The 25,524-nt window shown below is 59.5% G+C and carries 22 protein-coding genes; 10 read left to right on the top strand and 12 right to left on the bottom strand.

What is annotated here, in order from left to right:
- The first annotated feature begins 33 nt into the window (after positions 1–33).
- Positions 34–1,476, top strand: coding sequence for a rhomboid family intramembrane serine protease (locus tag IEX40_RS01545; RefSeq protein WP_188745343.1), 1,443 nt, complete (start codon positions 34–36; stop codon positions 1,474–1,476).
- Complete coding sequence (locus IEX40_RS01540; protein WP_188745342.1) at positions 1,463–2,824, top strand: hypothetical protein; 1,362 nt, start codon at positions 1,463–1,465, stop codon at positions 2,822–2,824. Before IEX40_RS01545 ends, IEX40_RS01540 begins: the two co-directional genes overlap by 14 nt.
- On the opposite strand, the gene IEX40_RS01535 is transcribed toward IEX40_RS01540, so the two are convergent.
- Together IEX40_RS01535 and IEX40_RS01530 are read right to left on the bottom strand one after the other, a co-directional pair.
- On the bottom strand, positions 2,825–3,595 hold the full coding sequence (locus IEX40_RS01535) for a metallophosphoesterase (protein ID WP_188745341.1): 771 nt from the start codon (positions 3,593–3,595) through the stop codon (positions 2,825–2,827).
- Between the two features lie 185 nt (positions 3,596–3,780).
- Complete coding sequence (locus tag IEX40_RS01530; RefSeq protein ID WP_188745340.1) at positions 3,781–4,197, bottom strand: winged helix-turn-helix transcriptional regulator; 417 nt, start codon at positions 4,195–4,197, stop codon at positions 3,781–3,783.
- A 90-nt stretch (positions 4,198–4,287) separates the two neighbouring features.
- On the opposite strand from IEX40_RS01530, the gene IEX40_RS01525 reads away from it, so the two are divergent.
- Together IEX40_RS01525 and IEX40_RS01520 are read left to right on the top strand one after the other, a co-directional pair.
- Entirely contained in the window at positions 4,288–5,148 is an 861-nt protein-coding gene (locus IEX40_RS01525; protein ID WP_444543212.1) for an SDR family oxidoreductase, read from the top strand.
- A gap of 114 nt (positions 5,149–5,262) precedes the next feature.
- Complete coding sequence (locus tag IEX40_RS01520) at positions 5,263–5,742, top strand: MAPEG family protein (RefSeq protein ID WP_188745339.1); 480 nt, start codon at positions 5,263–5,265, stop codon at positions 5,740–5,742.
- Between the two features lie 15 nt (positions 5,743–5,757).
- On the opposite strand, the gene IEX40_RS01515 is transcribed toward IEX40_RS01520, so the two are convergent.
- The 5 genes from IEX40_RS01515 to IEX40_RS01495 all read right to left on the bottom strand — a co-directional run bounded on the left by IEX40_RS01515 (position 5,758) and on the right by IEX40_RS01495 (position 11,598).
- Complete coding sequence (locus IEX40_RS01515) at positions 5,758–6,501, bottom strand: enoyl-CoA hydratase-related protein (RefSeq protein ID WP_188745338.1); 744 nt, start codon at positions 6,499–6,501, stop codon at positions 5,758–5,760.
- A 2-nt stretch (positions 6,502–6,503) separates the two neighbouring features.
- Positions 6,504–7,451, bottom strand: coding sequence for an NAD(P)H-dependent flavin oxidoreductase (locus IEX40_RS01510; protein WP_188745337.1), 948 nt, complete (start codon positions 7,449–7,451; stop codon positions 6,504–6,506).
- Positions 7,452–7,455: 4 nt separating this feature from the next.
- Complete coding sequence (locus tag IEX40_RS01505; protein WP_188745336.1) at positions 7,456–8,037, bottom strand: DUF2889 domain-containing protein; 582 nt, start codon at positions 8,035–8,037, stop codon at positions 7,456–7,458.
- Positions 8,024–9,715 carry an AMP-binding protein gene (locus tag IEX40_RS01500; RefSeq protein ID WP_373286468.1) on the bottom strand — a complete coding sequence of 564 codons (1,692 nt, stop codon included), beginning with the start codon at positions 9,713–9,715 and terminating at the stop codon, positions 8,024–8,026. Before IEX40_RS01500 ends, IEX40_RS01505 begins: the two co-directional genes overlap by 14 nt.
- Before the next feature lie 86 nt (positions 9,716–9,801).
- On the bottom strand, positions 9,802–11,598 hold the full coding sequence (locus IEX40_RS01495; RefSeq protein ID WP_188745334.1) for an acyl-CoA dehydrogenase C-terminal domain-containing protein: 1,797 nt from the start codon (positions 11,596–11,598) through the stop codon (positions 9,802–9,804).
- Positions 11,599–11,929: 331 nt separating this feature from the next.
- Between IEX40_RS01495 and IEX40_RS01490 the strand changes: the two genes are divergently transcribed.
- Entirely contained in the window at positions 11,930–12,190 is a 261-nt protein-coding gene (locus IEX40_RS01490; RefSeq protein ID WP_188745333.1) for a PA2433 domain-containing protein, read from the top strand.
- Positions 12,191–12,273: 83 nt separating this feature from the next.
- Here the strand turns inward: IEX40_RS01490 and IEX40_RS01485 are convergent, their stop codons facing one another.
- The 5 genes from IEX40_RS01485 to IEX40_RS01465 form a co-directional block, all read right to left on the bottom strand.
- Positions 12,274–13,638: a TRAP transporter large permease gene (locus tag IEX40_RS01485; protein WP_188745332.1), complete on the bottom strand. Its 1,365-nt coding sequence runs from the start codon at positions 13,636–13,638 to the stop codon at positions 12,274–12,276.
- Between the two features lie 74 nt (positions 13,639–13,712).
- Positions 13,713–14,309, bottom strand: a complete 597-nt coding sequence (locus tag IEX40_RS01480) for a TRAP transporter small permease subunit (RefSeq protein WP_188745331.1) — start codon at positions 14,307–14,309, stop codon at positions 13,713–13,715.
- A gap of 32 nt (positions 14,310–14,341) precedes the next feature.
- Positions 14,342–15,406, bottom strand: coding sequence for a TRAP transporter substrate-binding protein (locus tag IEX40_RS01475; protein ID WP_188745330.1), 1,065 nt, complete (start codon positions 15,404–15,406; stop codon positions 14,342–14,344).
- A 68-nt stretch (positions 15,407–15,474) separates the two neighbouring features.
- Positions 15,475–16,257 (bottom strand): 3-hydroxybutyrate dehydrogenase, encoded by a 783-nt coding sequence (locus tag IEX40_RS01470; RefSeq protein WP_188745329.1) that lies wholly within the window; start codon positions 16,255–16,257, stop codon positions 15,475–15,477.
- A gap of 48 nt (positions 16,258–16,305) precedes the next feature.
- Positions 16,306–18,255: an acetoacetate--CoA ligase gene (locus tag IEX40_RS01465; RefSeq protein WP_188745328.1), complete on the bottom strand. Its 1,950-nt coding sequence runs from the start codon at positions 18,253–18,255 to the stop codon at positions 16,306–16,308.
- Between the two features lie 242 nt (positions 18,256–18,497).
- Between IEX40_RS01465 and IEX40_RS01460 the strand changes: the two genes are divergently transcribed.
- The 5 genes from IEX40_RS01460 to IEX40_RS01440 all read left to right on the top strand — a co-directional run bounded on the left by IEX40_RS01460 (position 18,498) and on the right by IEX40_RS01440 (position 25,515).
- Positions 18,498–19,937, top strand: a complete 1,440-nt coding sequence (locus tag IEX40_RS01460) for a sigma-54 interaction domain-containing protein (protein ID WP_229680461.1) — start codon at positions 18,498–18,500, stop codon at positions 19,935–19,937.
- 87 nt (positions 19,938–20,024) lie between these two features.
- On the top strand, positions 20,025–20,564 hold the full coding sequence (locus tag IEX40_RS01455; protein ID WP_188745326.1) for a cyclic nucleotide-binding domain-containing protein: 540 nt from the start codon (positions 20,025–20,027) through the stop codon (positions 20,562–20,564).
- Between the two features lie 155 nt (positions 20,565–20,719).
- Positions 20,720–21,901, top strand: coding sequence for an acetyl-CoA C-acyltransferase family protein (locus IEX40_RS01450; RefSeq protein ID WP_188745325.1), 1,182 nt, complete (start codon positions 20,720–20,722; stop codon positions 21,899–21,901).
- 185 nt (positions 21,902–22,086) lie between these two features.
- Positions 22,087–23,022 carry an ADP-ribosylglycohydrolase family protein gene (locus tag IEX40_RS01445; RefSeq protein ID WP_188745324.1) on the top strand — a complete coding sequence of 312 codons (936 nt, stop codon included), beginning with the start codon at positions 22,087–22,089 and terminating at the stop codon, positions 23,020–23,022.
- 69 nt (positions 23,023–23,091) lie between these two features.
- Positions 23,092–25,515, top strand: coding sequence for an EAL domain-containing protein (locus IEX40_RS01440; protein ID WP_188745323.1), 2,424 nt, complete (start codon positions 23,092–23,094; stop codon positions 25,513–25,515).
- The last annotated feature ends 9 nt before the right edge of the window (positions 25,516–25,524 follow it).

The following is a 25,524-nucleotide window of genomic DNA, read 5'->3' as shown; positions in this document are numbered from 1 at the left end:
ACCCCCAAAAGGAATTGTGAGGGCTGACAGTCGATGATAATCGTACCCACCGAAAAACGGCTGGAATGGAGAAACACGCCGTTTGTACTGATCGCGATTCTGATCTTGAATCTGCTGGTGTTCCTGCTCTATCAGAGCGGTGACGGGGAGAAGGGCGAGGCGGCGGTAACCGGTTTCGCCGAGTCCCAGTATATCGACAGCGAATGGCCGATATACAAGCGCTACCTCGAACTGGAGGGGCGCGACGACGACCTGAACGCGCTGCAGCAAGCCTACCAAGCGGGTGATCCCTACAGCATTGCGCAGGAGATGCTGATGGATCATAGCTATTACCGCCACATCTCCAACAAGGCACCCTTCGCATTTGAGCCCGATCTCTACCAGCGCTGGCAGGCGGAGCGGCAGCAATTCCAGGCAACCTTCGACTCCATCAGCAGCTTTGCCTACGGCCTGAGGGCGGCGGAGGTCTCCTTCGTCACGCTTATCAGTCATCAATTCTTGCACGGTGGCTTCGAGCATATTTTTGGCAACATGCTGTTCCTGCTGCTGTTCGGCTTTGCGGTGGAGGCGGCGATCGGCCACCTGCGCTTTCTGCTGTTCTATCTTGTCGGTGGCGCATGTGCCGGGCTGACCCAGGTGCTGTTTACTCTCGGTAGCGATACGCCGCTGATTGGTGCATCCGGCGCCATATCCGCCGTCATGGCGATGTACCTGGCGATCTTCCGGCTGAAAAAGATCGAGTTTTTCTACTGGGTGCTGTTCTTTGTTGGTTACTTCCGTGCTCCGGCGCTGCTGATACTGCCGCTGTATATCGGCAAGGAGGTGTATCAGTACCTGAGTATCGACGGCTCCAACGTGGCCTATATGGCCCACGCCGGTGGTTTCGTTGCCGGCGCCCTGCTGATAGGGCTGGCGATGCTGTTCAGCCGAAATGTGGTGAACGAGGCGTACGTCGAACAGGATCAGGGCCCGTCCCAACGCAATAAGGGGTTGGCCGAGGTCTACCGTCTTATCGAAGCGTTGCGTTTTGATGAGGCGATCAAGCAGCTGGCGGCACTGGTGGAGAGCGTCGGCAACGATTTCCAGCTCGCCAGGGTGCGTTACAACCTGGAGAAAATAAAAAGAGGGGAACAGTTCATCCCCAGCTTTTGCGCGCTGATGACACAGAAAAACCTGTCAGCGGCACAGATCAGCGATCTGAACCAGGTGTGGCAGGAGGAGGTGAGCCCGCAGGAGTTGCTGCCCGAACAGGACCAGCTGGAGCTGGCGTTCCGCTTCACCACGCTGAAAGATCTGAAAGGGGCGGCGGCTATTGCCGATCATCTCTTTGCTCAGAGCTTCAAGCCCAATGAGGTACTGCTGCTCTCGCAACGGCTGGCGACCCGCTATGCGGAACTGAGAGATAAGAACAACGCCATGAAGTACCAGCAGTATGCACAGCAACTGACTAAGGATGGTCACAATGGAGTCATGTAAATACCACCCGGATACGGCGCCCAATTTCCGTTGTGACGAGTGCCAGGAGAGCTTCTGCAGCCAATGCGTGGATCACTCCGTTGCCGGCGAAGCGCGCTGCTTCCAGTGCGGTGCTCTGGTGCGGGTGCGGGTCACCTCGGATAGCGTCGACCCACTGTCCAAGAGGCTGAAGAAAGCGTTTCTCTACCCGCTGAACCGCAACGCGGTGGGGTTCATCATCGGTTTAAGCCTGGTGACCACGGCACTGTCGTTGATGCCGATCGGCGGGCTCCTGCAATTTATTGCCATGCTGTTCTGTAGCGGTCTGGCGGTGAACTACAGCTTTCTCTGCCTGAAGGCGACCTCGGTTGGCCATATGGAGCCGCCGGGCTTGAGCGAGGCGGTGGAGGGTTCGTTCAGTATCCTGATCCGCCTGTTCGCGACCTTTTTCCTGATCGGTTTCTCGGTGATTTTTCTCGGCCAGCATCTGGGGCCGATTACGGCGATTATTCTGATACTGACACTGGTCGTCGTACTCCCGGCGATCCTGATGTGCTTCGCCATGACCGACCATATCCTGGGTGCGATCAACCCGGTCAACTTCTTCGGTCTGATCAAGAACACGGGCCTGCCCTACTGGGTATTGGTCATCTTCCTGTTCATCATGCTCAGCTCCGTGTCGCTGCTCAGTTCGTTGATCGGGGACGAGCAGCAGGCGTTCTCCGCCTTTGTTCAGTCCTCGATATCCTCCTACTACGCGATGGTCGAGTTCCACCTGATGGGCTACTTGTTGTACCAGCATCAGGACAGGCTCGGTATCACCGCCCATGATATCGAAGACAAGCTGTTGAAGGCGCAGAGTCCGGCGAGTGTGGCATTTGCCCACACCAATGTGTGTTTAAAGGCGGGCGACTACTCACGGGTGAAGACGATTCTGCAGCAGGCAATCGCCAGCGACCCGAAGAACACCCGGTTGTGGCAGCGGTACTTCGAGATACTCTGCCGTCTGGAAGACCGGTCTGCGTTGCAGAAGATCGCCGACCGCTATTTTCACCATCTGCTGGAGAGCGCCCAGACCTTCCGCATGCTCAGGGATGCGAAAAAACTGCAGAGCCTGCTGCCGGACTATATGCCCGAATATGCCCACCTTCGCTTTCATCTCGCCAACGAATACTACAGCAGCGGTGATGCCAAAACTGCGGTGCAACTGCTCATGGGTCTGCATAAGCGTTTTCCCGAGTATGCCCGGCTGATCGAGGCCTACACATTGATGACTCAGGCCCTGGAGGTGCTGCCGGGAATGGAGGATCAGATGAACAAATGTCAGGCGCTGTTGGCACGCTTGAAAGCGCAGGAGGCCACTGCCTGATCAGACCTGAGGTAGCTCGATAACAAGACCGGGGATAAAGCAGGGTGGGTTGAACTCATCTGGATAGCCACCGGGGTTGGCGATAATCCTTGTTCCGCAGCACTCGAGATTGACCGGCTCGTGCACGTGCCCGTGGACCCAGAGCGCCGCGTTGCCCATCAGGTGGGTCAGTCGCGAGGCGAAGGCGGGGGAGAGCAGGTCGCCCCGGTAACGCGGCGGAATACAGGCGGGAAGTGGTGCGTGGTGGCTGATAACAACCTTGGGCCCGGCGAATGGAACCGATAGCTCTTTTTCCAGCCAGCTGATCGCACAGCTGTGCAGTCGCTGACTCTCCTTGGGGGAGAAGACGACCCCTTCGGGCTGCTCGATGATGGTGAAATCCGGCATCACCGACAGCGCTTTTGCATAGGTGAGTTCGGCGCACTCATCGGGGGTGTCCGCATAGAGTGCGAAGTCCGTCCACAGTGTGCTTCCCAGAAACTTCACACCATCGATGACAATACTGGTGTTATCGAGCAGGTGAATGCCGAGACGTTTGGCCTCTGCCTGAAACTCAGTGCGCAGTGCCGGCATCGAGTAGCCGTAGTATTCGTGGTTGCCGGGTACATACAGCACCGGTAGGCCGGGGAAATGACGGGCAGCCCACCCGAGCCCCTGGGTTCCGGTGTGGATATCGCCAGCCAGTATCACCGCATCCGCAGCCACCTCCGGTAGCGCACGTCCTTCCGGGAAGTGCTCAATGTGCAGGTCGGACAGTATTCTCAGGCGCATGCTGTTACTTGCTTCTGAACCGAAAATGCCGGTGTGGAAAACAGCTTAATCAATTCGATCAACACTACTAAATCCTCCGTGGATTAGAACTTTGGGGCAGGTCAGGAGCTGTCTGGTTAGCTCAAGATCAAGGCCCGCATGTGCCGAAGACCTCCTGTACAACGTCGAAAAGTCTGACACGAAGTTTAGTTGCCGACGCTGCTGTCGTCTGCGAATGATTGCGCATCCATCACCCGCACCAGATTCAACTCTATCCAATCGGCCAGCTCGGCGACCTTCCCCGCGACCTCTTCGCCCATGGGGGTCAGGCTGTACTCCACGAAAGGCGGTACTACCGGGTGGGACACTCTGAGCACAAAACCGTCGCGCGCGAGTGCCTGCAGGCTTTGTGCAAGCATCTTTTCGCTGACCCCACCCATCTTGCGACGCAGTTCGCTGAAACGGTGGGTGCCGCTGCGCAGTGCTATCAGGATCAAGACCCCCCAGCGGCTGCACACGTGATTGAGTACCGCTCGTGACGGGCAGGGGGCGGCGAACAGGTTGCCCCGCTCAATGCGCTCGCTCAGCCCCATAGGCGGCTCCGCATCCAGTTTCTTGTTCATCATACTTACCTTTTTGTGCGTACTTACTGAAAGTTAGCATGTCCGCTAAGCTGGCACCACTGATTTCTGACACAACGCATTAGGAGATAGATGATGATCGTAATAACAGGTGCATCCGGCCAGCTGGGCCGACTGGTAATCGCCGAGCTGTTGAAGTCTGTTCCCGCCTCAGAGCTGGTGGCGGCCGTGCGCAACCCCGCCAGCGTGGCCGATCTGGTGGCGCAGGGGGTGGAGGTGCGAATGGCGGATTACAACGAGCCGTCCACGCTGACAGACGCCTTTGCAGGAGCGGACAAAGTGTTGCTGATCTCCTCCAGCGAGGTTGGTCAGCGTTTACCCCAGCACGCTAACGTGATCGATGCGGCAAAAAGGGCCGGGGTAGGGCTGCTGGCGTATACCAGTATTCTGCGTGCCGATACCACACCGCTGCCGCTGGGCCTTGAGCATAAGCAGACCGAACAGAAACTGGTCGAGTCCGGTATTCCCCATGTGATCCTGCGCAACGGCTGGTACAGCGAGAACTATACCGCCAGTGTGCCGGTGGCATTGCAGTTCGGCGCGGTTATGGGCTGTGCCGGTGAGGGGCGTATCTCATCCGCTGCGCGTGCCGATTATGCTGCCGCTGCTGCGGCGGTGTTGCTGGCTGATGATCAGGCCGGGCGGGTGTATGAACTGGCAGGTGACCAGTCCTATAGCTTGAGTGAGCTTGCCTCGGAGATCGGCGCTCAGTCTGGCCAGGCGGTCAGTTATCAGAATCTGCCGGAGGCCGAGTATCGGCAGGCATTGGTTGCCGCGGGTTTACCCGAGCCCATCGCCAACCTGTTGGCAGAGTCGGACACAGGCGCCGCGCAAGGTGGGTTGTTTGACGACGGCAAGCAGTTGAGTGCGCTGATTGGGCGGGCCACGACGCCGATTGCCGAGTCGGTCAGGCAGGTGTTGGCTGCCGGGTAGTCGCGTTTCCAAATCCAGACCTTAGCCAAAATTGACCGGTCGACGGGCATTACCTATACCAACAGGATAGATGCACGCCATACGTGGCGAACACTGTCTGTGGAGGACGATGCGATGCCTGTCGAACCCTCGATACTGAGTATGGATAACCCGGTTTTTGTCACCTACCTGATTACCGCGTCCATTGTGATACTGAAACTGATGCTGCAGCCCTGGATGACGGTTTATCGCATGATGAAGGTCCGCAGTGGCTTTCGCAGCCCGGAAGATGCGAAGAGGACGCCGCTCAATCCCAATCCGGAACCCGGTCAGCTTGACCTGAACGAATATGTCGACCGCTCGCGGCGGCTGAATTTGAACGACTTGGAGAGTATTCCCGGCTACCTGGCGGCCGGCTTCCTATTCGTGCTGACGGGCCCTCCTCTGTGGCTGGCACAGGTGTTGATGTGGACGTACGTGGTGGCCAGGGTGGCGCATTTTTGCGCCTATGTCACGGCGCAGGTGCACGATATCCGGGCCACTTTTTGGACCTTCAGCTCGCTGCCGGTGCTGATCATGGCCGGGTATGTCCTGTTCACTGCGCTATACGCGTAAAGCGGACCGCGCAGCTCAGCCTTGCAGAAACGCCTTAAAGGCGGTCTGTGCTTCGGCTGAACCGAGCCTCTGGGCGAACAGGGTCGCTTCGGTATCGATCACCCTGTGCAGTTCTTCCCGTTGGGTATCCCTCAACAAGCGCTTGCTCAGCCTCACCGCCTCCGGCGGCAGCGCGGCGAGAGCGCCGGCGCGGGCCAGAGCGGTGGCAGCAAGCTCCGTTTCCGGTGCCACTTGGTTCACCAGTCCCGCCTGCATTGCATGCTCGGCACCAAATGGCTTGCCCTCGATCAGCAGCTCGAACGCCTGACGCTGGCCGAGTCGCTGGGTGATCAACAGGCTGCTGCCGCCTTCGGGTACCAGACCGAGGCGGACGAAGGGCAGCTGGCATTTCAGCGTGTCGGCGGCAATCACCAGGTCGCAGTGCAGCAGCATGGTGGTGCCGATACCGACGGCGTCACCCTGCACAGCGGCGAGCAAAGGCTTGGGGAAGTCGACCAGGGTGTGCAGGAAGCGGATGATGATGCGCAGCTGGGTCGGGTCCGATGCGCCATTAAGGAAGTCGGCGATATCGTTACCGGCGCAGAACGCTTCGCCGGCGCCGCTGAGCACCACCACGCGGGTATCGCTGTCCTCGGTAGCGGCATTCAACAGCTCGACCAGTTGGCCATACATCGCCAGGGTCAGGGCGTTTCTCTTCTCCGGGCGGCTCAGGCGTAGTTCGACCACGCCCTGGGGATGTTCGATTCGTTCGACGCTCATAGTCACTCCATAAACCGGGCGTTGTCATGATTGAAGCTGTTCACGGCGTCGTTGAACTCGTGCCGCATGCGCTGGATCAGTTCCGCGACTGGCGGCTGGTCGTTGATAGCGCCCACGCCCTGGCCGGCGGACCAGATGTTTTTCCACGCCTTGGCTTCGTCCTGGTCCATATTGAGCTGCGTCGGCCCTGCGCAGTCGCCATCCAATCCCGCCTTGGCCAGGCTGGGCTGCATGAAGTTGGCCGGGACGCCGGAGACCTTGGGCGTGTAGACGATGTCGGCGGCGGCGCACTCGCTGATCATCTGCTTGTAACCCGCGTCGGCCAGGCTTTCCCGGGTGTTGATGAAACGGGTGCCGGCGTAGGCGAGATCGGCACCCAGCATGCGGGCGGTGGCGATATCGCGGCCGCTGGAGATACAGCCTGAGAGTAACACCGTGCCGGTGAAGAACTGGCGAATCTCGCCAATCAGGGCGAACGGGCTCAGCGTGCCGGCATGGCCGCCGGCACCGGCACAGACGGCGATCAGGCCGTCGACACCGGCCTCGGCGGCTTTGCGAGCGTGGCGGATATTGGTGACGTCGTGGAACACCAGGCCGCCGTAACTGTGTACCGCGTCAACCACTTCGCGCACGGCACCGAGAGAGGTGATCACCAGCGGAACCCGGTGTTTGACGATCAGCTCCAGGTCCTGGCGCAGACGCGGGTTGGTCTGGTGCACGATCAGATTGACGCCGAACGGGGCCGGGTTCTCCGTTTCCGCCAATGCGCCCTCTATGCAGTCCAGCCAGTGTTCGAAGCCGTCGCTGGTGCGCTCGTTTAGAGCAGGGAAGGTGCCGATTACACCGGCCTTGCAGGTCTCGATCACCAGCTCGGGACCGGAGACCAGGAACATCGGGGCGGCCACCAGCGGTAGCTTCAGGTGGTCCAGAATGTTGTCGGGGATGCTCATCGAATCAGTTTCCTTCTACTGTATCTTCCGTTGGCTCTTCCGCTTCCGGGATATAGAGATGCGGGATATGTTTGCGGATCACCTCGCCGCTTTGTGACCAGCCGTGGCAGCTGTTGAGCAGCACAGTGGATGCCTGCTCCATGAGGTCCTCGCGGTCGCCCGGCCAGAGCGTCTGCACAGCGGTAGTGGCCAGGGGTATCAACAGCTCGTTCAGATGAGTACAGCCCTTGATGCCACCGAGCAACTCCTTGGCCTGTCGGTTCCAGCCCGGGCCGATGCGGCTGCCTTCCAGCTGTCGAAACGCCTGTGCGATCTCCGGACAGCTAGGGAAGGGTGAGGCATCGATACTCGCTTCCACCCGGTGGATCGTCAGCCGCCGGTCCAGTGTCAGGCGCATCCACATGTCGTGGAACGGCTCGCCGGCGCTGACGTAACCTCCGCCGCGATATTCGTTCTCCACATCACGGGTTTTGGTGTCGGTCATCCGGGCCTCGATGTCCCATAGGCCATCCTCCCGCTCGAAACCCAGGCAGTGCACCGCTCGAGCGTGGATCTGGCGCCGACGTGCCGGCTTAGTCAACGGCATTGGCGGCCTCCCTGCAGTCGGTCAGTGGACAGCCGGTTTTCAGTGCCCGGCGCAATACCTTGCCCACGTTGGTCTTGGGCAGCTCATCGGCGAACTCGATCACCTTGGGCACCTTGTAGCGGGTCAGCCGCTCGCGGCACCAGTCGCGGATCGTCTCCACATCCAACTGATCGTCAGAGCGGACCAGTACCAGCTTCACCACCTCGCCGCAGACCGGATCGGGAATGCCGATCGCCGCGCACTCGACCACCCCGGGGTGGGCGCTGACCACGTCCTCGATCTCGTTCGGGTAGACGTTGAAACCGGAGACGATGATCATGTCCTTGGAACGGTCGACGATGCGCAGATAGCCATCCTCATCGCGCACGGCGATATCGCCGGTTTTCAGGTAGCCGTCGGCGGTGAATATGTCGCGCGTGGCGTCTTCGCGCTGCCAGTAACCGGCCATTACCTGAGGTCCGCTGATGCACAATTCACCCGCCTCACCGTCGGGAACAGGCTTGCCATCAGCACTGCGGATGCTGGTTTCGGTGAAGGGTACCGGCACGCCGATGGTGCCGACGCGGATATTATGCGGCGGGTTGATCGCCACCGCGGGCGAGGTTTCGGTCAGGCCGTAGGCTTCGCAGATGGTGCAGCCAGTGACCTCCAGCCAGCGTTTGGAGGTTGCATTATTCAGTGCCATACCGCCGGACAGGGTTATTTTCAGAGCGCTGAAGTCCAGCCCGCGGAAGGCAGTGTTGTTACACAGGGCGATGAACAGGGTGTTCAGGCCCATAAATGCCGTTACCCGCCAGTTCTTCAGCTCCTTGGCAAAGCCCTGGATATCGCGTGGATCGGGGATCAGCACACTGTGGCCGCCGCTGGCGAGTACCACCTGGGCCACAGTGAAGGCGTAGATATGGTAGAGCGGCAGCGGCGCGATCACCGTGTCGGCCCAGTCTTCACCCACTGGTCGAATCACCCGCAACGCCTGCTGCATGTTGGCGAGCAGGTTGGCGTGGGTCAGCATGGCACCCTTGGATACGCCGGTGGTACCACCGGTGTATTGCAGTGCAGCCAGGTCCCAGGGATCGCGCCTGACCGGGTCGGGCTGAAAATCCGCGTATTTCAGCAGCGCATCGCGCAGGCTTGTTGCGCCGGGCAGGTCGAAGCGAGGCTCCATCTTTTTAACGTACCTGACCGCGGCGTTGATCAGATGGCGTTTGACGAAGCCATGCAGGTCGCCCACCTGGGTCAGGAATATCGGTCCGATCTCGGTGTTGGCAAGGATCTGCTGTGCCTTGTGCGCCATCGACTGGTGGATTACCAAGGCTTTGGCTCCACTGTCGCGAAACTGGTGTTCCATCTCGGCGGCGGTGTAAAGCGGGTTGGTATTGACGATCACCAGCCCCGCGCGCAGGGCACCGAACACCACCACCGGGAACTGGATCAGGTTGGGCAGCTGAATGGCAATACGATCGCCCGGCCTCAGGTCGGTGTCCCGTTGCAGATAGGCGGCGAAGGCAGCGGAGAGGTGATCGAGCTCGCGGTAACTGAGTGTGCGGCCGAAGCTGGTAAATGCCGGTTTATCGCCGTAGCGGCGACAGGCCGCGTCGAGAAACTCGGGGATGTTGCGGTACCCCTCCGGGTTCAGCTCAGCCGGGATGCTTTGGCCGGTGCGTATTGGGTTGTCCATCATCTACCTGATTTGTTGTTATAGGGTGTGTCAGAGATGGTCCGATGGCGCCTCTCCCGAAGAGATACGCCATCGGCGGATCGAGCTTAGAAGGCGAAATGCTCTTCGCTCAAGGCCATCAGGTTATCGGAACCGGACAGCATCGTCTCCACCAGCGAGCGGGTGCGCGGCAGGATGCGCTCGAAGTAGAAGCGGGCGGTGGTCAGCTTGGCGCGGTAGAACGCGGCGTCGCTGGTTCCTTCAGCCAGCTTCTGCTGGGCGACCTGTGCCATGCGAGCCCAGAAGTAGGCCAGGGTGACGTAGCCGGAGTACATCAGGTAGTCCACCGAGGCGGCGCCCACCTCGTCGCGGTTCATCATCGCCTTCATACCCAGTTGCTGGGTTAGCTCGCCCCACTCCTTGTTGTGCTTCTCCAGTGGGCCGACAAAGGCGCGCATCTTCGGCTCTTCGGACGCCGCCTGGCAGAACTTGTGGATCACCTTGGTGAATGCCATCAGAGTCTTGCCTTCGCTCATCAGCACCTTGCGCCCGAGCAGGTCCAGTGCCTGGATCTGGGTGGTGCCCTCATAGAGCATGGAGATACGGCTGTCGCGCACGTTCTGCTCCATACCCCACTCGCTGATATAGCCGTGGCCGCCATAGATCTGCATGGCGTGGTTGGCGCTCTCGAAACCCAGTTCGGTCAGGAACGCCTTGGCGATCGGCGTCAGCAGCGCGAGCTGGGTGTCGGCCTGCGCCTTCTCTTCATCTCCGGCCAGCTTGGTTTTGTCCACCAGTTGGGCGCAGTGGTAGATCAGTGCGCGGCCGCCCTCGGCGATCGCCTTCTGTGTCAGCAGCATCTTGCGCACCTCAGGGTGCACGATGATCGGATCGGCGGCTTTGTCCGGCGCTGCAGGGCCGTTCAGTGCGCGCATCTGCAGCCGTTCGCGAGCGTAGGTCAGTGAGTTCTGAAAGCCCCACTCGGCATGGGCCAGCCCCTGCAGTGCGGTGCCCAGACGCGCCGTGTTCATGAAGGTGAACATGCAGTTGAGGCCCTTATTCGGCGGGCCGATCAGGTAGCCGGTGGCAGCGTCGAAGTTCATCACGCAGGTGGAGTTGCCGTGTATCCCCATCTTGTGTTCGATGGATCCGCAGCTGACGCCGTTGCGCTCGCCCACCTCTCCTGAGGCGGTGGGGATGAACTTGGGCACGATAAACAGCGAGATCCCCTTCACCCCGGCTGGAGCGTCCGGCAGGCGGGCCAGTACGATATGGATGATGTTGTCGGCCATGTCATGCTCGCCGGCGGAGATGAAGATCTTGGTGCCGCTGATCGCGTAACTGCCGTCCGCGTTCGGTTCCGCCTTGGTACGCAACAGCCCCAGGTCGGTGCCGCAGTGCGGCTCGGTCAGGCACATGGTACCGGTCCATTCACCGGATACCAGCTTGGTCAGATAGGTCTGTTTCTGCTCGTCAGTGCCATGGGCTTCCAGTGTATTCATGGCGCCATGGCTGAGACCGGGATACATCGCCCAGGACCAGTTGGCGCTGCCGACCAGCTCGTTGATGATGATGCCGATCGATTCCGGTAGCCCCTGGCCACCGAACTCGGGACTGTGCGACAGGGATGGCCAGCCGCCCTCTACGAACTGCTGGTAGGCATCGCGGAATCCCTCCGGCGTGGTCACCTCGCCGTCCTCGAAGGTGCAGCCCTGCTCGTCGCCGACACGGTTCAGCGGTGAGAGTATCCGCTCGGCAAATCGCGCCCCCTCTTCGACGATAGCGCCGACCATATCCGGCGTGGCGTCTTCGCAGCCGGGCAGAGACTGGTAGTGCTGCTCCATCTGCAGCAGATCATTGAGCACGAACTGAATATCGCGTTGAGGTGCCTTGTATTCCGGCATGACTCGTCCCTCTTGTCGTTATGTACGGGGCTATCAACTGGCTATCTGCGCCTGGCGCAACGCACGGCTTGAGTGCTGTGCTCCATGGATTTAAGCATGGTCGATAGGCCACGAGTCGCCAATGACAAAAGCTGCCATATTCGCTGGCAAAAAATGGCAGAGGGGCAGTTAACCTTGTTTCACAGGGATCGATGAGCGGGCTGAACCTTCGGCAGGCGTGACATTTTCGGTCATTAGACGGTGGTCGTCGGTTGCTCGGCAGCGAAGTGGCTTGGGGCGACTATACTCAGTCTGTAATCCAACCGACCCACCTTAAAGAGGGGGTGCCAACATGTTTAAAGTGAAAACGGCTCTGGCCACAGCGTTGTGTGCATTGGCTCTGTCTGCTCCGGCCTTTGCCAGCCATTGCCCGGTGGATGCCAAGTCGATCGACGCTGCGCTGACCAAGATGGAGTTGAGCGATGAAGTAAAAGCTGAGGTGCAAGCGTTGCGCGATGAGGGCATGAAGCAGCATGAGGCGGGCAAGCATCATGACGCCGAGAAGACCCTGGCACAAGCGATGAGGATGCTGCTGGATTCCGTCTCCATGTAGTGATTCTCATAAAAAAGATGGGCAGGACCCGGCAGGGGCTGCCCATCAAGGGTGCGAGAGGTGACGTTATTGCGGTGCCGGCATCAGCCGGCGCCGTAGCGTACCGCGGGTAACCAGAGCACCAGATCCTCCCACCAGAACACCAGTGCCACGGCTGTGAGCTGGATCAGAATGAACGGAATCACCCCCTTGTAGATATCCACCGTGCGGATCTCTGGCGGCGCCACTCCCTTGAGGTAGAACAATGAGAAGCCTACCGGCGGGGTCAGGAAGGACGTCTGCAATGCCAGGGCAAACAACACCACGAACCAGGTCAGGTCGAAACCCAGTGCCTTGACCACCGGACCCACCAGCGGCAGCAGGATCAGGCTGATCTCCAGCCAGTCAAGGAAGAAGCCGGCGATAAAGGCGATTAGCAGGATCACTACCACGATGCCGCCCGGCGACAGCGGGATTGAGTGCAGCAGGCTACCGATGAACTCGTCGCCGCCAAGTGAACGCAGCACCACGGCGAAAGAGGTGGCGCCCAGGAAAATACCAAACACGAAGGCGGTGGTCAGGCTGGTTTTCATGCTGACATCCTTCAGCACCGCCATGTTCAGGTTGCCGTTCATCCACGCCAGAAGGGTGGCGCCAAGGGCGCCGACCCCGGCTGCCTCGGTGGGGGTGGCGATACCGAAGAAGATCGAGCCAAGCACCGCGAGGATCAGGCCCAGGGAGGGCACGACCGCTTTCAGGGTGTCGATCACCATCCTACCTGTAACCGGGGGTAGATCCTTGGGCGGGCTGCTCAGCGATGGCACCAGTGCTGAGATCACCACCACGTAGACCATATACATCAGCCCTAGCATGACACCCGGGATCAGTGCGCCCATGAACAGGTCGCCGACGGCCAGCGACAGCTGGTCGGCCATGATGATCAGCATGATGCTGGGTGGAATCAGGATCCCCAGGGTACCTGAAGAGGCGACGATGCCGCAGGCAAAGGACTTCGAGTACTTCTGCTCCAGCATCGCCGGCAGCGACAGCATGGCGAGCAGTACCACGGAAGCGCCGACGATACCGGTGGACGCCGCGAGCAGGATGCCGATCAGTACTACCGCCACGCCAAGGCCGCCGCGGAAGCGCCCGAACAGGTTGACGAAGTTTCTCATCAGCTTTTCCGCTACGCCGGAACGGTCAAGCATCAGTCCCATGAAGATGAACATCGGAAGGGCAACCAGCACCCAGTTCGACATCTGGGCGTAGATGCGTTGCACCATGACGCCGAAGATGCGCCAGTCGGTCAGGAAGTAGGTATCCACATCGAAATACTGGCTCGCGATTACCGAGAATACGCTGAAGACCACGGAAACGCCGGCCAATATCCAGGCCACTGGGAAACCGGTGAAGATCAGCAGGATAAAGCTGACCAGCATCGCGATTACGATCAATTCGTAGGTTGCCATTACGCAATCCACCTCACTGCAGCAGGAACCGGGAGCGCTCCCGCTCCGATTCGATTGTTTTTGTTGTCGTCCGATCAGTCGGCACTTTTATCCGGCCGGGGGCGCGGCCAGCCACTCAGGAAGGAGAGCACTCTGAACAAGCGGGCGACCGCCGCCAGGATCATCAGTCCGAAGGCGAACAGAATCACCGATTTGATCAGCCAGCGGGCCGGCAAACCGCCGGGGGCCGCCGATACCTCGCCAATCTGGTAGGCGCGTTCGACAAACGGCCAGGCGTAGGCCAGGACGAAACCACAGAAAGGCAAAAAGAACAGCGAGATACCGAGGAACTCGATCACCGCGCGTTTACGCCAGTTCAGGTTCTCCGCCACAACATCGACGCGGACATGGTCGTCGTGGACGATGCAGTAGGAGAGGGCGAGCATGAAGCCGATGGCGAACAGGTGCCACTGCAGCTCTTCAAGGGCAATGAAATTGGTGCCGAGTATATAGCGCATCACGACGTTACCGACGATCAGCAGCATCAGCACCACCCAGATATAGGAGGAGTATTTGCCGAAAAATTCGACTATCCCCTCAAACAGATCGGAGACCGCAGTGCGAGGGTAGACGGTCGCCCGGTGGGCGACCGCCTCCTCGATCCGGTCCAGATCTACGTCATATTCAGCCATGGTGAATATCCGTCAATCCGGTGGGTGGAAAGTTACTCGTTATCCATGTTCCAGTCGCGCGGCAGGTAGCCGTACTTCTTCCACGCGGAATGTTCGGCCTGAAACTCCTTCATAGAGCCGTAGATCTTGGCGAACATCGGGTCGGACTCCGAGCGCCGTTTCATCACGCGGTCGGTGGCCTCCTGGAATGCATTCAGGATCTCCGGGCTGTACTGATGCAGCTGCACACCGTTTTCCTTGAAGCGCTTGAGTACGGCACCCTGCAACGCTTCTGCCTTGGCCAGAGCCATGGTGTTGCCGGCCTTGCAGCTGGTTTCGATCAGTGCCTGGGTCTCACCGTTCAGCTTTTTCCATTCATCCAGGTTAATGTAGAGGAACTGGTTGGTGGAGGGTTGGTGCCAGCCCGGCAGATAGTAGTGCTTGGCAACCTGGTAGAAGCCGAGCTGCTCATCCACAGTAGGCAGGGAGAACTCGGTGGCGTCGAGGACGCCGGTCTCCAGTGCCTGGTAGAGCTCGCCGCCCGGCAACAGGGTAACCGACATACCAAATTCGGACATGATTTCACCGCCGACACCGGCGGCGCGGAACTTCAGTCCCTTGAACTTATCGACGCTGTCCATCTCCTCTCGGAACCAGCCTGCTGCCTCGGGGCTGATGGTGCCGCACAGGATCGGGTAGACGTTGTAGGGCGCGAACAGCTCCTTCAACAGCTTGTCGCCATCCTTGTGGTACATCCAGGCCAGAAACTCCTGAGACTCCAGGCCAAAGGGGGTAGCGCCGAACAGCGCGGAGGCCGGGATCTGGCCCCACTCGTAGCCCATCCAGGAGTAGCCAGCCGGCAGGTTACCGTTACTGACGTTTTCAAATACACCCAGGGAGGGGATCAACTTACCTGGCTCGAAGGTCTGTAGAGTCACGCGACCGCCAGAGATATCGCTTACCATCTTGGCCACTTCCGGCATGGTGTCGCCCAGAGCGGTCAGGGTGGAGGGGAAGCCCATCGGCACCTGCCAACGCACTCTGTCAAACTCCGCCATGGCGGTAGTGGATGCGGCGATTGTTACGGTCAGTGCTGTTGCTTGAAGTACTTTTTTCATTGGTTTAACCCTTTTATTTTTAGCCGTTCAAGTTCCTTGGTCGTTCGCGTTGGTCAATTGCAGCAGTATCAGTGAGCGGTCCATCCTCCATCGATTGGCATTGCGGTGCCCGTGATCGCCCTGGCGGCGTCGGAGCAGAGAAACAGCGCCAGTTCCCCTATTTCGCTGGGAGCGACGAAGTCGGGGTAGGGCGCTTTAGAGCTGATCAGGCCCTGCTTGGCCTCATCGAAACTGGTGTTGTGCTCGCGGGCGAAGGCCATCAGCTGGTCGTTCAGCAACGGCGTGTCGGTCCAGCCCGGGCAGATACAGTTGGCGGTGACTCCCTGGGCAGCGGTTTCCAATGCCGTGACGCGGGTCAGGCCGACCAGCCCGTGCTTGGCCGCGCAGTAGGCAGCCTTGTGGGTCGAGGCGACCAGACCGTGCACCGAGGAGATGTTGATGATCCGACCCCAGCCCTGCGCCTGCATGCCGGGCAGGGCCAGGCGCATGGCGTGATAAGCGGCGCTGAGGTTGATGGCGATGATCTTGTCCCACTTCTCCGGCGGAAACTCCTGTACCGGCGCGGTGAACTGGATGCCGGCGTTATTCACTAGTACCGTGATCTGGCCCACTTCGGATTCGATCCGCGCCATCATCTTCTCGATCTCGGAAGACCTGCCGACATCGCATTGATAGTAGTGCGGGCGCACGCCGTAGTCGCGCTCGAAACGCTCCGTCAGCTCCTCGCCCTCGGCAATCGATTCCAGACCATGCAGAATCACTTCGATTCCGTTGCGGGCAAATACCTCGGCAATGGCAAGACCTATACCACTGGTCGAGCCGGTGACCAGTGCCAGTTTGCGAACACTCATCGCTAAATTCCTCATTTCTTTTTGTACGGTCGAGATCGCGTCTGAAGCTCAGTTGGAGAGCTCAGGCAGGTCTCTGAAAAGCTCAAGCGCTTCGGGGTTGGCCAGCGCATCCTTGTTCTTTACGTTTTCGCCCATCACCACCTGACGCACCGCCAGCTCGACGATCTTGCCGCTGATAGTGCGTGGAATATCGGCGACCTGAACGATCACCGCTGGTACATGGCGTGGCGTGGTATTAGCACGAATAGTGTCCTTGATCCGTTTGTTCAGGGCGTCGTCCAGCCTGATCCCTTCACGCAGGCGGACGAACAGTACGACGCGGACATCGTCCTTCCAGGGCTGGCCGATGCAGAGGCTTTCCAGCACCTCCTCCACCTTTTCCACCTGGCGGTAGATCTCGGCGGTACCGATGCGCACGCCGCCCGGGTTGAGCACGGCGTCGGAGCGACCGTGAATGATCACGCCGCCATGCCGGGTGATTTCACCGTAGTCGCCGTGGGCCCAGATGTTGTCGAACTGAGCGAAGTAGGCGTCGTGGAAGCGCTGGCCATCCAGATCGTTCCAGAACTTGATCGGCATGCTGGGGAAGGGGCGGGTGCAAACCAGCTCCCCCTTCTGTTCCAGCAGTGAGCGGCCCTCGTCATCGAAGATATCTACCGCCATGCCGAGTCCCCGGCACTGCAGCTCGCCAGCCCAGACCGGCAGGATCGGGCAGCCCAGGGCGAAGCAGGAGACGATGTCAGTGCCGCCGGAGATGGAGGAGAGTTGCAGGTCTGCCTTGATATCGCGGTAGACGTACTCAAAGCTTTCATGTGACAGCGGTGAACCGGTGGAGAGCACCGCTTTAAGTGCGCCGAGATCATGGCTCTTGCCCGGTTTGACGCCGGCCTTTTCCAGCGCGGCCAGGTACTTGGCACTGGTGCCGAAAACGCTGATCTTTTCGCGCTCTGCCATATCCCAGAGCACGTCCGGCTCCGGTGCAAACGGCGAACCGTCAAACAGCACCAGGGTGCAGCCGGTGGCCAGGCCCGAGGCCATCCAGTTCCACATCATCCAGCCACAGGTGGTGTAGTAGAAGAAGCGGTCGTCGCGGTCGATATCGGAGTGCAGGATCAGCTCCTTGAGGTGCTGGATCAGCGTGCCGCCGGCACTGTGCACGATGCATTTGGGTACTCCGGTGGTACCGGAGGAGTACATGACATAGAGCGGGTGATCGAACGGCAGCTGGGTAAACTCGATCTCGGTGGCGCTGGCGTCCGAGTAGTCATCGAGCAGTTTGGCACCGGGCAGTACGCTGATGTCTGGCGCTTGTTCGAGGAAGGGCACCACTACGATCTGCTCAATGGAGTCGATATCACCAACGATACCAGCCACCTTGTCGAGAGAGTTCAGGCGCTTGCCGTTGTAGATGTAACCATCGGTGGTAAACAGTACTTTGGGCTTTACCTGGCCGAAACGATCGACGACGCCGTGGATACCGAAGTCGGGTGAGCAGGAGCTCCAGATCGCACCGATCGACGTGGTGGCGAGCATGGCGATCAGCGTTTCCGGCACATTGGGCATAAAGCCGGAGCAGATATCGCCCGCTTTGATCCCTTGCGCTCTCAGCGCGGCGGCAAGACCGGCCACGCGGCGGTAGAGTTCGGCATGGCTGAGTTCGGTGCGGCGACCATCTTCACCGCAAAAGACGACGGCGGGACGGTCGTCACGCCAGCGCAGCAGGTTTTCGGCAAAGTTGAGACGAGCTTCCGGGAACCATTGGGCGCCCGGCATCAGGTCGCCATCCTTGAGCACATTAATACCCTTGGTCTGGGCCTGGATACCGGTGTAATCCCACAAACGGCTCCAGAAGGTTTCGCTATTGTCTACGCTCCACTGCCAGAGCTCGGGGTAGCCCTGGATATCGAGATTCAGCTCAGTGTTCAGCGTCTGGATGAAGCTCCAGAGACGGGTAGATGCGATACGCGCCGTTGACGGCGTCCAGAGTGGAGTTTGCATGTCGGACCCTTGTTATTGTTATGGATCGTTCCAGGGTGCACTCGCGTTTTGCGTCGGCCCCTTATGTATAGACCATATAAAGCAGATCGCTTGCCAGTTATTTTAATTCTTTGTTATTTAAGGGATAAAAATATTTATTTGGCATCTTGGTAAAATGGTGTGTGTATTTTTATAGACATAGTGTCTATATTTGTTGACGGTAGTTGTCTATTAAAATAAACAGTTTGGTGAGCGCCATGCCGATGACCGGTCATATTTCGAAAGTGGTACGCGAGCGCTTTTTCTCCTACCTGCAGCGCGCATTCGAAACCTTTTATCAAGATACGATCGCCGTGGATCGCCAGGGCATCATCAACTGGATTAGTGATGACTACTGCCGGTTTCTTGGTCTGTCGGAACCGCCATTGGGCAAGCACATCACCGATGTGATCCCGGGCAGTTACGTGCCTCAGGTGCTGGCCTCCGGTGAGCCGGTATTGCTGGACCTGCTGCAGATCCGCAACCAGTGGGTATTGGTCAGTGTCATCCCGCTGCATAACGAGGCCGGAGAGATCGAGGGAGCGTTCGGTTTCGTTGCCACCGACAGTCGCTCCGGAATGAAGTCGTTGCTGGAAAAGTACAACCTGTTGCAGCGTGAAGTTCGCAATGCCAACCGCTTCCGCGATGCCCGCTCCGCTCGCTATCAGCTGTCGCAGATTGCCGGTCAGAGCGATGCCATGCGCCTGGTCAAAGAGCAGATCCGCCAAGCCGCGCGCTTCGATGTGTCGGTACTGCTGACCGGCGAAACCGGTACCGGCAAGGAGCTGTTTGCCCATGCCCTGCACGATCTTTCCGCCAGAGTCGACAAGCCGTTCGTATCGATCAATGTGGCAGCGATACCGGAAACCCTGATCGAGGCAGAGTTCTTCGGTGTGGCCCCCGGCGCGTTCACCGGTGCGAAGAAGGAGGGGCGCCCCGGCAAGCTGGAGATCGCCGCCGATGGAACGTTGTTTCTCGATGAGATCGGCGATATGCCGCTGGCATTGCAGGCCAAGCTGCTACGTGTACTGCAGGAGCGGGAGTTCGAGCGGGTCGGTTCCAATGAGGTGCAGCGTACCGATGTCCGCATCGTGGCGGCGACCAGTCGTGATCTGCTGGCGATGGTGGAGGGGGGCGAGTTTCGCGCCGACCTTTATTACCGTCTCAGCGCCATGCCGATCCATCTGCCGGCGTTGCGCGATCGCTTGAGCGATCTGGAAGCGCTGAGCGAGCGGATTCTGGATGAGTGTTGCACCCGTCTCGGGGTCAGCACCAAGGTGCTGACAGGCGAAGGGCTTGAACTGCTCGCCTGTCACGGCTGGCCCGGTAACGTGCGCGAGCTGTACAACGTGCTGGAGCGAGCGTGCATCCTGAACGAAAGCAGCGCTTACGTCGATGCCAAGGCACTGGGCGTACTGTTGCCCGGTTTGAACGCTGAACCGAAGCCGGCTTTGGCCCGGCAAAACACAGGTTCGCCTCAGCCGACAGCAGAGTCGATGAGGTCGGGCTCGCTGTTATTGAAAGAGCGGCTTCGTGAGGCTGAACAACGTGCCATTCAGGAGGCGTTGCAGCTGTCCGGGGGGAACCGCAGTGAAGCAGCCAGGGTGCTTGGTATATCCCGTGCCGCGCTTTATCAAAAAATGGGTCGCAGAAGTGCCTCCTAGCGCCCTTGGGCTTGGCGCTATAGCCGTTACAATGCGGGGTGGCTGGCTATACTGAACCTGATATTGGCAAGGTTGAGAGGGCAGCAGATGAAAATAATTGATGCCCGGGATTATTGGCAGGCACAGGGAGTTACCCATTTTCGAGAGCTATCCACATTCGGCGCGTTGCCGGAAAGAGTGGTTCATAGGCTTTTACTCGATGGACGGGTGATCAGTCTCGATGCCGGAGAAACACTCTATTCCAGTGGCGAGCCTGCCGGCTCTTTCTTTATCGTTTTACAAGGAGCCGTCAACAACTACATGCCAAGACCGGATGGAGGGCGAGTGCTCGCACGCCGGCATGAACCGGGCGACGATATGAGCTTCATCCCGATGATCGCACTTTGTGATCGGCCTTCGATTGCGGTCGCGGAAGTGGAATCGGTCGTGGTCGAGATCAGCTCCGACCAGTTCCTGATGCTGCATCAACAGGAGCCTGAGGCTTTCGGTTTGATGCTGATTAACCTGGTAAGGGGGACTGCCCGAGCCTTCATAGTGCTGGCGCGAATGCTGGCGGATCTGGACGTTGATCAGCATGTCGCCTTCGCCCCAAAGAGGCGCCACAGAGGCGCGTCTACCTCCCACTAACTGGAATGGTCGCACCGATTCGCGGCCGACGTGCTTCCAGGTCTTCCGCTCGAGCCCGTCCGGCAGCTGATACATTGTGTTAATGCCGCGCTCGTGAATGGAGTGCTATTCTCGAGACAGCTCAATAAAACAACAACGAGGCACGGGGGTTGGAGATGGCGAGAGAAGTGGTAGTGCTAAGCGCAGTGCGCTCGGCGATCGGCAGTTTCGGTGGAGGATTAAGCGGTATAGAACCGGCTGAACTGGCCGGGCAGGTGATGAAGGAAGCGGTCAGCCGTGCCGGTGTAGACCCCAATCAGATCAACTACGTGACGGCTGGGCACTGTATCCCTACCGATTCGCGTTTCGCCTATGTGGCGCGCGTAGCCTCGATTCAGGCCGGGCTGCCGATGGAGTCGGTGGCGATGGCGGTTAACCGGCTGTGCAGCTCCGGTCTGCAGGCGGTGGTCAGCACGGCACAGAACATTATGCTGGGCGACTGCGATTATGGTATCGGTGGCGGTGTGGAGGTGATGTCGCGGGCGGGCTATCTGTCACCGGCGATGCGCTCGGGTGCACGCATGGGTGATACCAGTATGGTCGATATGATGGTGGCAACGCTGAATGATCCGTTCGGGGCCGGCCATATGGGTATTACCGCTGAAAATCTGGCCGAGAAATGGGGGATCAGCCGTGACGAGCAGGATGCGCTGGCGGTCGAGTCGCACCGTCGTGCTGCTCAGGCGATTGAGCAGGGGCGTTTCGCATCGCAGATCGTGCCTATAACGCTGGAAACACGTAAAGGTGCCGTGGTCATCGATACCGATGAACATGTCAAGCCGGGTACCTCGCTGGAGGGGCTGGCCAAGATGCGACCGGCATTCAAAAAGGAGGGTACGGTGACGGCGGGCAACGCCTCCGGCATCAATGACGGCGCCGCCTTTCTGGTCTTGGCTGCAGCCGATCAGGCCGCAGCGGCCGGCTACAAGCCGCTGGCGCGTCTGGTCTCCTATGCGGTGGCGGGTGTCTCCAACGAGATCATGGGCGAAGGACCGATCCCAGCGTCCAGATTGGCACTGAAGAAGGCCGGGTTGTCCCTGGATCAGATGGACGTCATCGAATCCAACGAGGCCTTTGCCGCCCAGGCGATCGCGGTTGCCCGTGGTCTGGGGCTGGATATGGAGAAAACCAACCCCAACGGAGGTGCTATTGCACTCGGACACCCGATCGGCTGCTCCGGGGCGTTTATCGCCACCAAGGCGCTTTATGAGCTGCAGCGGGTCGAAGGACGTTACGCGCTGGTCACCATGTGTATCGGCGGCGGCCAGGGAATTGCGGTTATCTTCGAACGGCTCTGAGGCGCTGCCAGCGAGCTCTCCAGTGAGCTTACTTTCAGCATGAAGCGAACCCGGGGTGCCGCGAGGGCTCCGGGTTTTTCTTGCCCGATTCAATGTTGATCCGGCGCAGGGCTGACAGTCGGGGGCGGTGTTAGGCTGTCGCACTGTCCGATGGACGGGGCGCGACGGCTTAACGGGAGGGCAAAATGGATATTGAGCAAGACAGGCTGCGCGGAATGCTGGTTGGGCTGGCGGTCGGCGACGCGCTCGGCGCTCCGGTGGAGTTTATGAAGCCGGGCAGCTTCGAGCCGGTGAGCGATATGCGTCCCGGTGGTCCACACCGTTTGCCGGCAGGCTACTGGACCGACGATACCTCGATGGCGCTCTGTTCCGGTGTCAGTCTGTATCTGCGAGGCGGCTTCGATCCGCAAGACCATATGCAGCGTTTCCTGCGCTGGTATCGCGAGGGGTATCTCTCCTCCACCGGACGCTGTTTCGACATCGGCATCCGTACCCGGCAAGCGCTGGCGCGGTTTGAAAATGACGGCGAGCTGTTCGCCGGCAAGGAGTCTTTCGACTCGGCGGGTAACGGAGCCCTGATGCGCCTTGCGCCGTTGCTGATCTATTACCACCGTGCCTCTGAACAGGCGGAACGGCTGGCAGTGGAGCATTGTCGGTTAACCCACGGCGATCTTCGCTGTCTCGAGGCGAACCGGTTGCTGGCGAGGCTGGTTCGGATGCTGGGGGAGGGGCGTGATAAAGAGGAGGTGTTTGCATCCCTCGCCCATGACTCGGGCGATATCCAGCACAGGGAACTGCGCCAGCTTGCCGAGGGCTCCTTCCTGCAGCGTGAGCCACCGCAGATTCGTGGTCGTGGCTATGTGGTCTCAGCCCTTGAGGCTGCAATGTGGGCGTTTGGGAAAAGCGACACTTTTTCTGAAGGGGCCTTGCTCGCGGTCAATTTAGGCGAAGATTCTGATACAACTGGCGCGATTTACGGACAGATTGCTGGTACGTTTTACGGTTATCACGCTATTCCGCCTCAGTGGCGGGCGACGCTGTATCAGCACGAGGCAATAGTCGCACTGGCCGATCACCTGATGGGCCGGGAGGCCGCACCTTTACCCGTGGGCTGGGTTTAGCAAAGTGCAGGGTCTGGCCAGTAAGGCGGGTCAGGGTGGGTGGATATAGTCGATGCCAGGGAGAGGGGCATGAGCGATATATCGGACCAGGTCAAACGTGAGTGTCGCAGTATTCAGCGCTATGCGTTGTTGGCACTGGTGATCTGGTCGTTGCTGTTTCTCGGCGGTTTTGTGGAGTATGAAGCGCTGACCGAGGCGCGCTCGGTGACGCTGGCGCGGGAGGCGGCGAAAGCTAACATCGGCCGCGATATCGCGTTGCGTACCTGGATCAGCGAGCACGGTGGTCTCTATATCGAGACCAATGAGCATACGCCGCCAAACCGGGCGCTGGATGCGTCGACGCACGGTCTGCTGACCCCCGATGGGCGCCAGCTAACGTTGATGAGCTCAGACTACCTGATTCGCCACTTTTACCAGCATTTCGGCCAGCAGCTCGGCGTCGATAGCCGACTGATCAGCGCCTCCCCTGTCTCCGATCTTGAGCGCCCTGATCATTGGGAGCGTAAGATGCTGGACTGGATGATCGATAGCCAGCGCAGTGAGGCGTTCGAGCTGGTCGATTCTGATCGTAAGCCTACCGTGCGTGTGATCCAGCGTTTGGGCCTGGAGTCGCGGTGCCGGGGTTGTCACCTGCGCCGGTCGGTGGAGGATAGGGTCGGTGCAATCAGTGTTTCAGTGCCTTTGGCACCTTTTCAGCAGCGCCAAGCGGAGGTGCAGCGCCCCGTCTATCTCGGTGGTGGCGCTTTTTGGTTTTGCGGCAGCGGGATTATTTTGCTTATCACGGAGCTCAGGCGCAGACGCACGGTAGAACGCCATGAGGCCAACTCCGAACTGCGCCAGGCAGCCACGGTGTTCCTCAGCTCACACGAAGGGGTGGTGATCGCCAACCTGGAGGGGGACGTACTGGCGGTGAACCCCGCGTTCACCTCAATCACCGGTTACGCCCAGGATGAGATCAAGGGGCGTAATCTGAATATTCTCCAATCCGGTCGCCAAAACACCACGTTCTACGAAGAGATGTGGAGCTCGATCAAACAGAGTGGCTTTTGGCGCGGGGAGATCTGGAATCGCCGCAAGAGCGGTGAGATCTACCCGGAGTGGCTGACCGTCAGCACGGTATTCGATGAACAGGGTGAGGCGACCAACTACGTCGGTGTGTTTTCCGATATCTCGGTGATCAAGCAATCTCAGGACCAGTTGGAGTATCTGGCCTACCACGATCCGCTGACCGCATTGCCGAACCGGGCGATGATGCGTGATCGACTGGAGCATGCGGTGGAGCGGCTGCATCGCAGCGGAGCCCATGGTGCGGTGATGTTTCTGGACCTGGATAGATTCAAGTCGGTTAACGATAGCTATGGCCATCGGGCGGGCGATAGAGTGCTGCGCGAGGTCGCAAGACGGCTTAAAACCCGCCTGCGGGAGGGGGATACCCTGGCGCGTCTGGGGGGCGACGAATTTGTGGTGTTACTGGAGGATCTATCCAACCCGCAGAGCGTGGCCTCGGTAGCCCGCGATCTGATCACGTTGTTCGATGAGCTGTTCGATATCGGTGACGGGCGACATGTGTCGCTGGGATTGAGTATCGGCATCTGCCTGTTTCCGGAGGACGCCGAGTGCACCGACGATATTCTGCAATATGCTGATGCCGCACTGTACCAGGCCAAGGAGGGGGGGCGTAACACCTACCGTTTCTATACCGATGCGTTGACCCAGAGCGCGCGCGAAAAGCTGGCGCTGGAGGCGGCGCTGCGCTTGGCTCTGGAGCGTCAGGAGTTCGTACTGTTTTATCAGCCTTTGGTGCGTCTGAGCGACCGGGAGATCACGGGCGTGGAGGCGCTGCTGCGTTGGCGTCATCCCGAGCTCGGGGTGCTGCCACCGGAAAAGTTCATCCCCCTGGCGGAGGAGACGGGGCTGATCGTATCGATTGGCGAGTGGGTTATACAGGAAGCCTGCGGTCAGATGCGGAGCTGGCTCGATCGGGGCCTGGAGCTGTCCACCTTGGCGATCAACTTGTCACCGGTGCAGTTCCGTCATCGAGGTCTGGTTGACAGTATCGAACGCGCCGTGCTGGAAACCGGTGTGCCGCCTGGAGTGATTGAGCTCGAAGTTACCGAAACCGCCCTGATGGACAGTATCGGCTTGATTGAGCAGCGTATTGCCCGGCTTAAGGCGTTGGGGGTTCGTCTTGCCATCGACGACTTCGGTACCGGCTATTCGTCGCTGTCATACCTGCGCCGGTTCAATATCAATAAACTGAAAATCGCCCACAGTTTTGTCAGCAATATAGAGGAGGGGGAGATCAACCAGCCGCTGGTCTCCACTATCGTGACGCTGGCGCGCTCGCTCAATCTGCAGGTGATGGCCGAGGGGGTGGAGCGCGATAGCCAGCTCGGCTACCTGTCCAAGCTGGGGTGTGACTTTGGCCAGGGCTACCTGTTCAGTCATCCGCTGCCGCCCGAGGAGCTGGATAGGCTGATACAAGGGGGCTAACCGCTGAGC

The sequence above is a fragment of the Marinobacterium zhoushanense genome, from assembly GCF_014641945.1.
GTDB classification, from domain to species: Bacteria; Pseudomonadota; Gammaproteobacteria; order Pseudomonadales; family Balneatricaceae; genus Marinobacterium_D; species Marinobacterium_D zhoushanense.
Note: the sequence above shows the minus strand (reverse complement) of the source record. Positions and strands in the feature narration are given on the sequence as shown.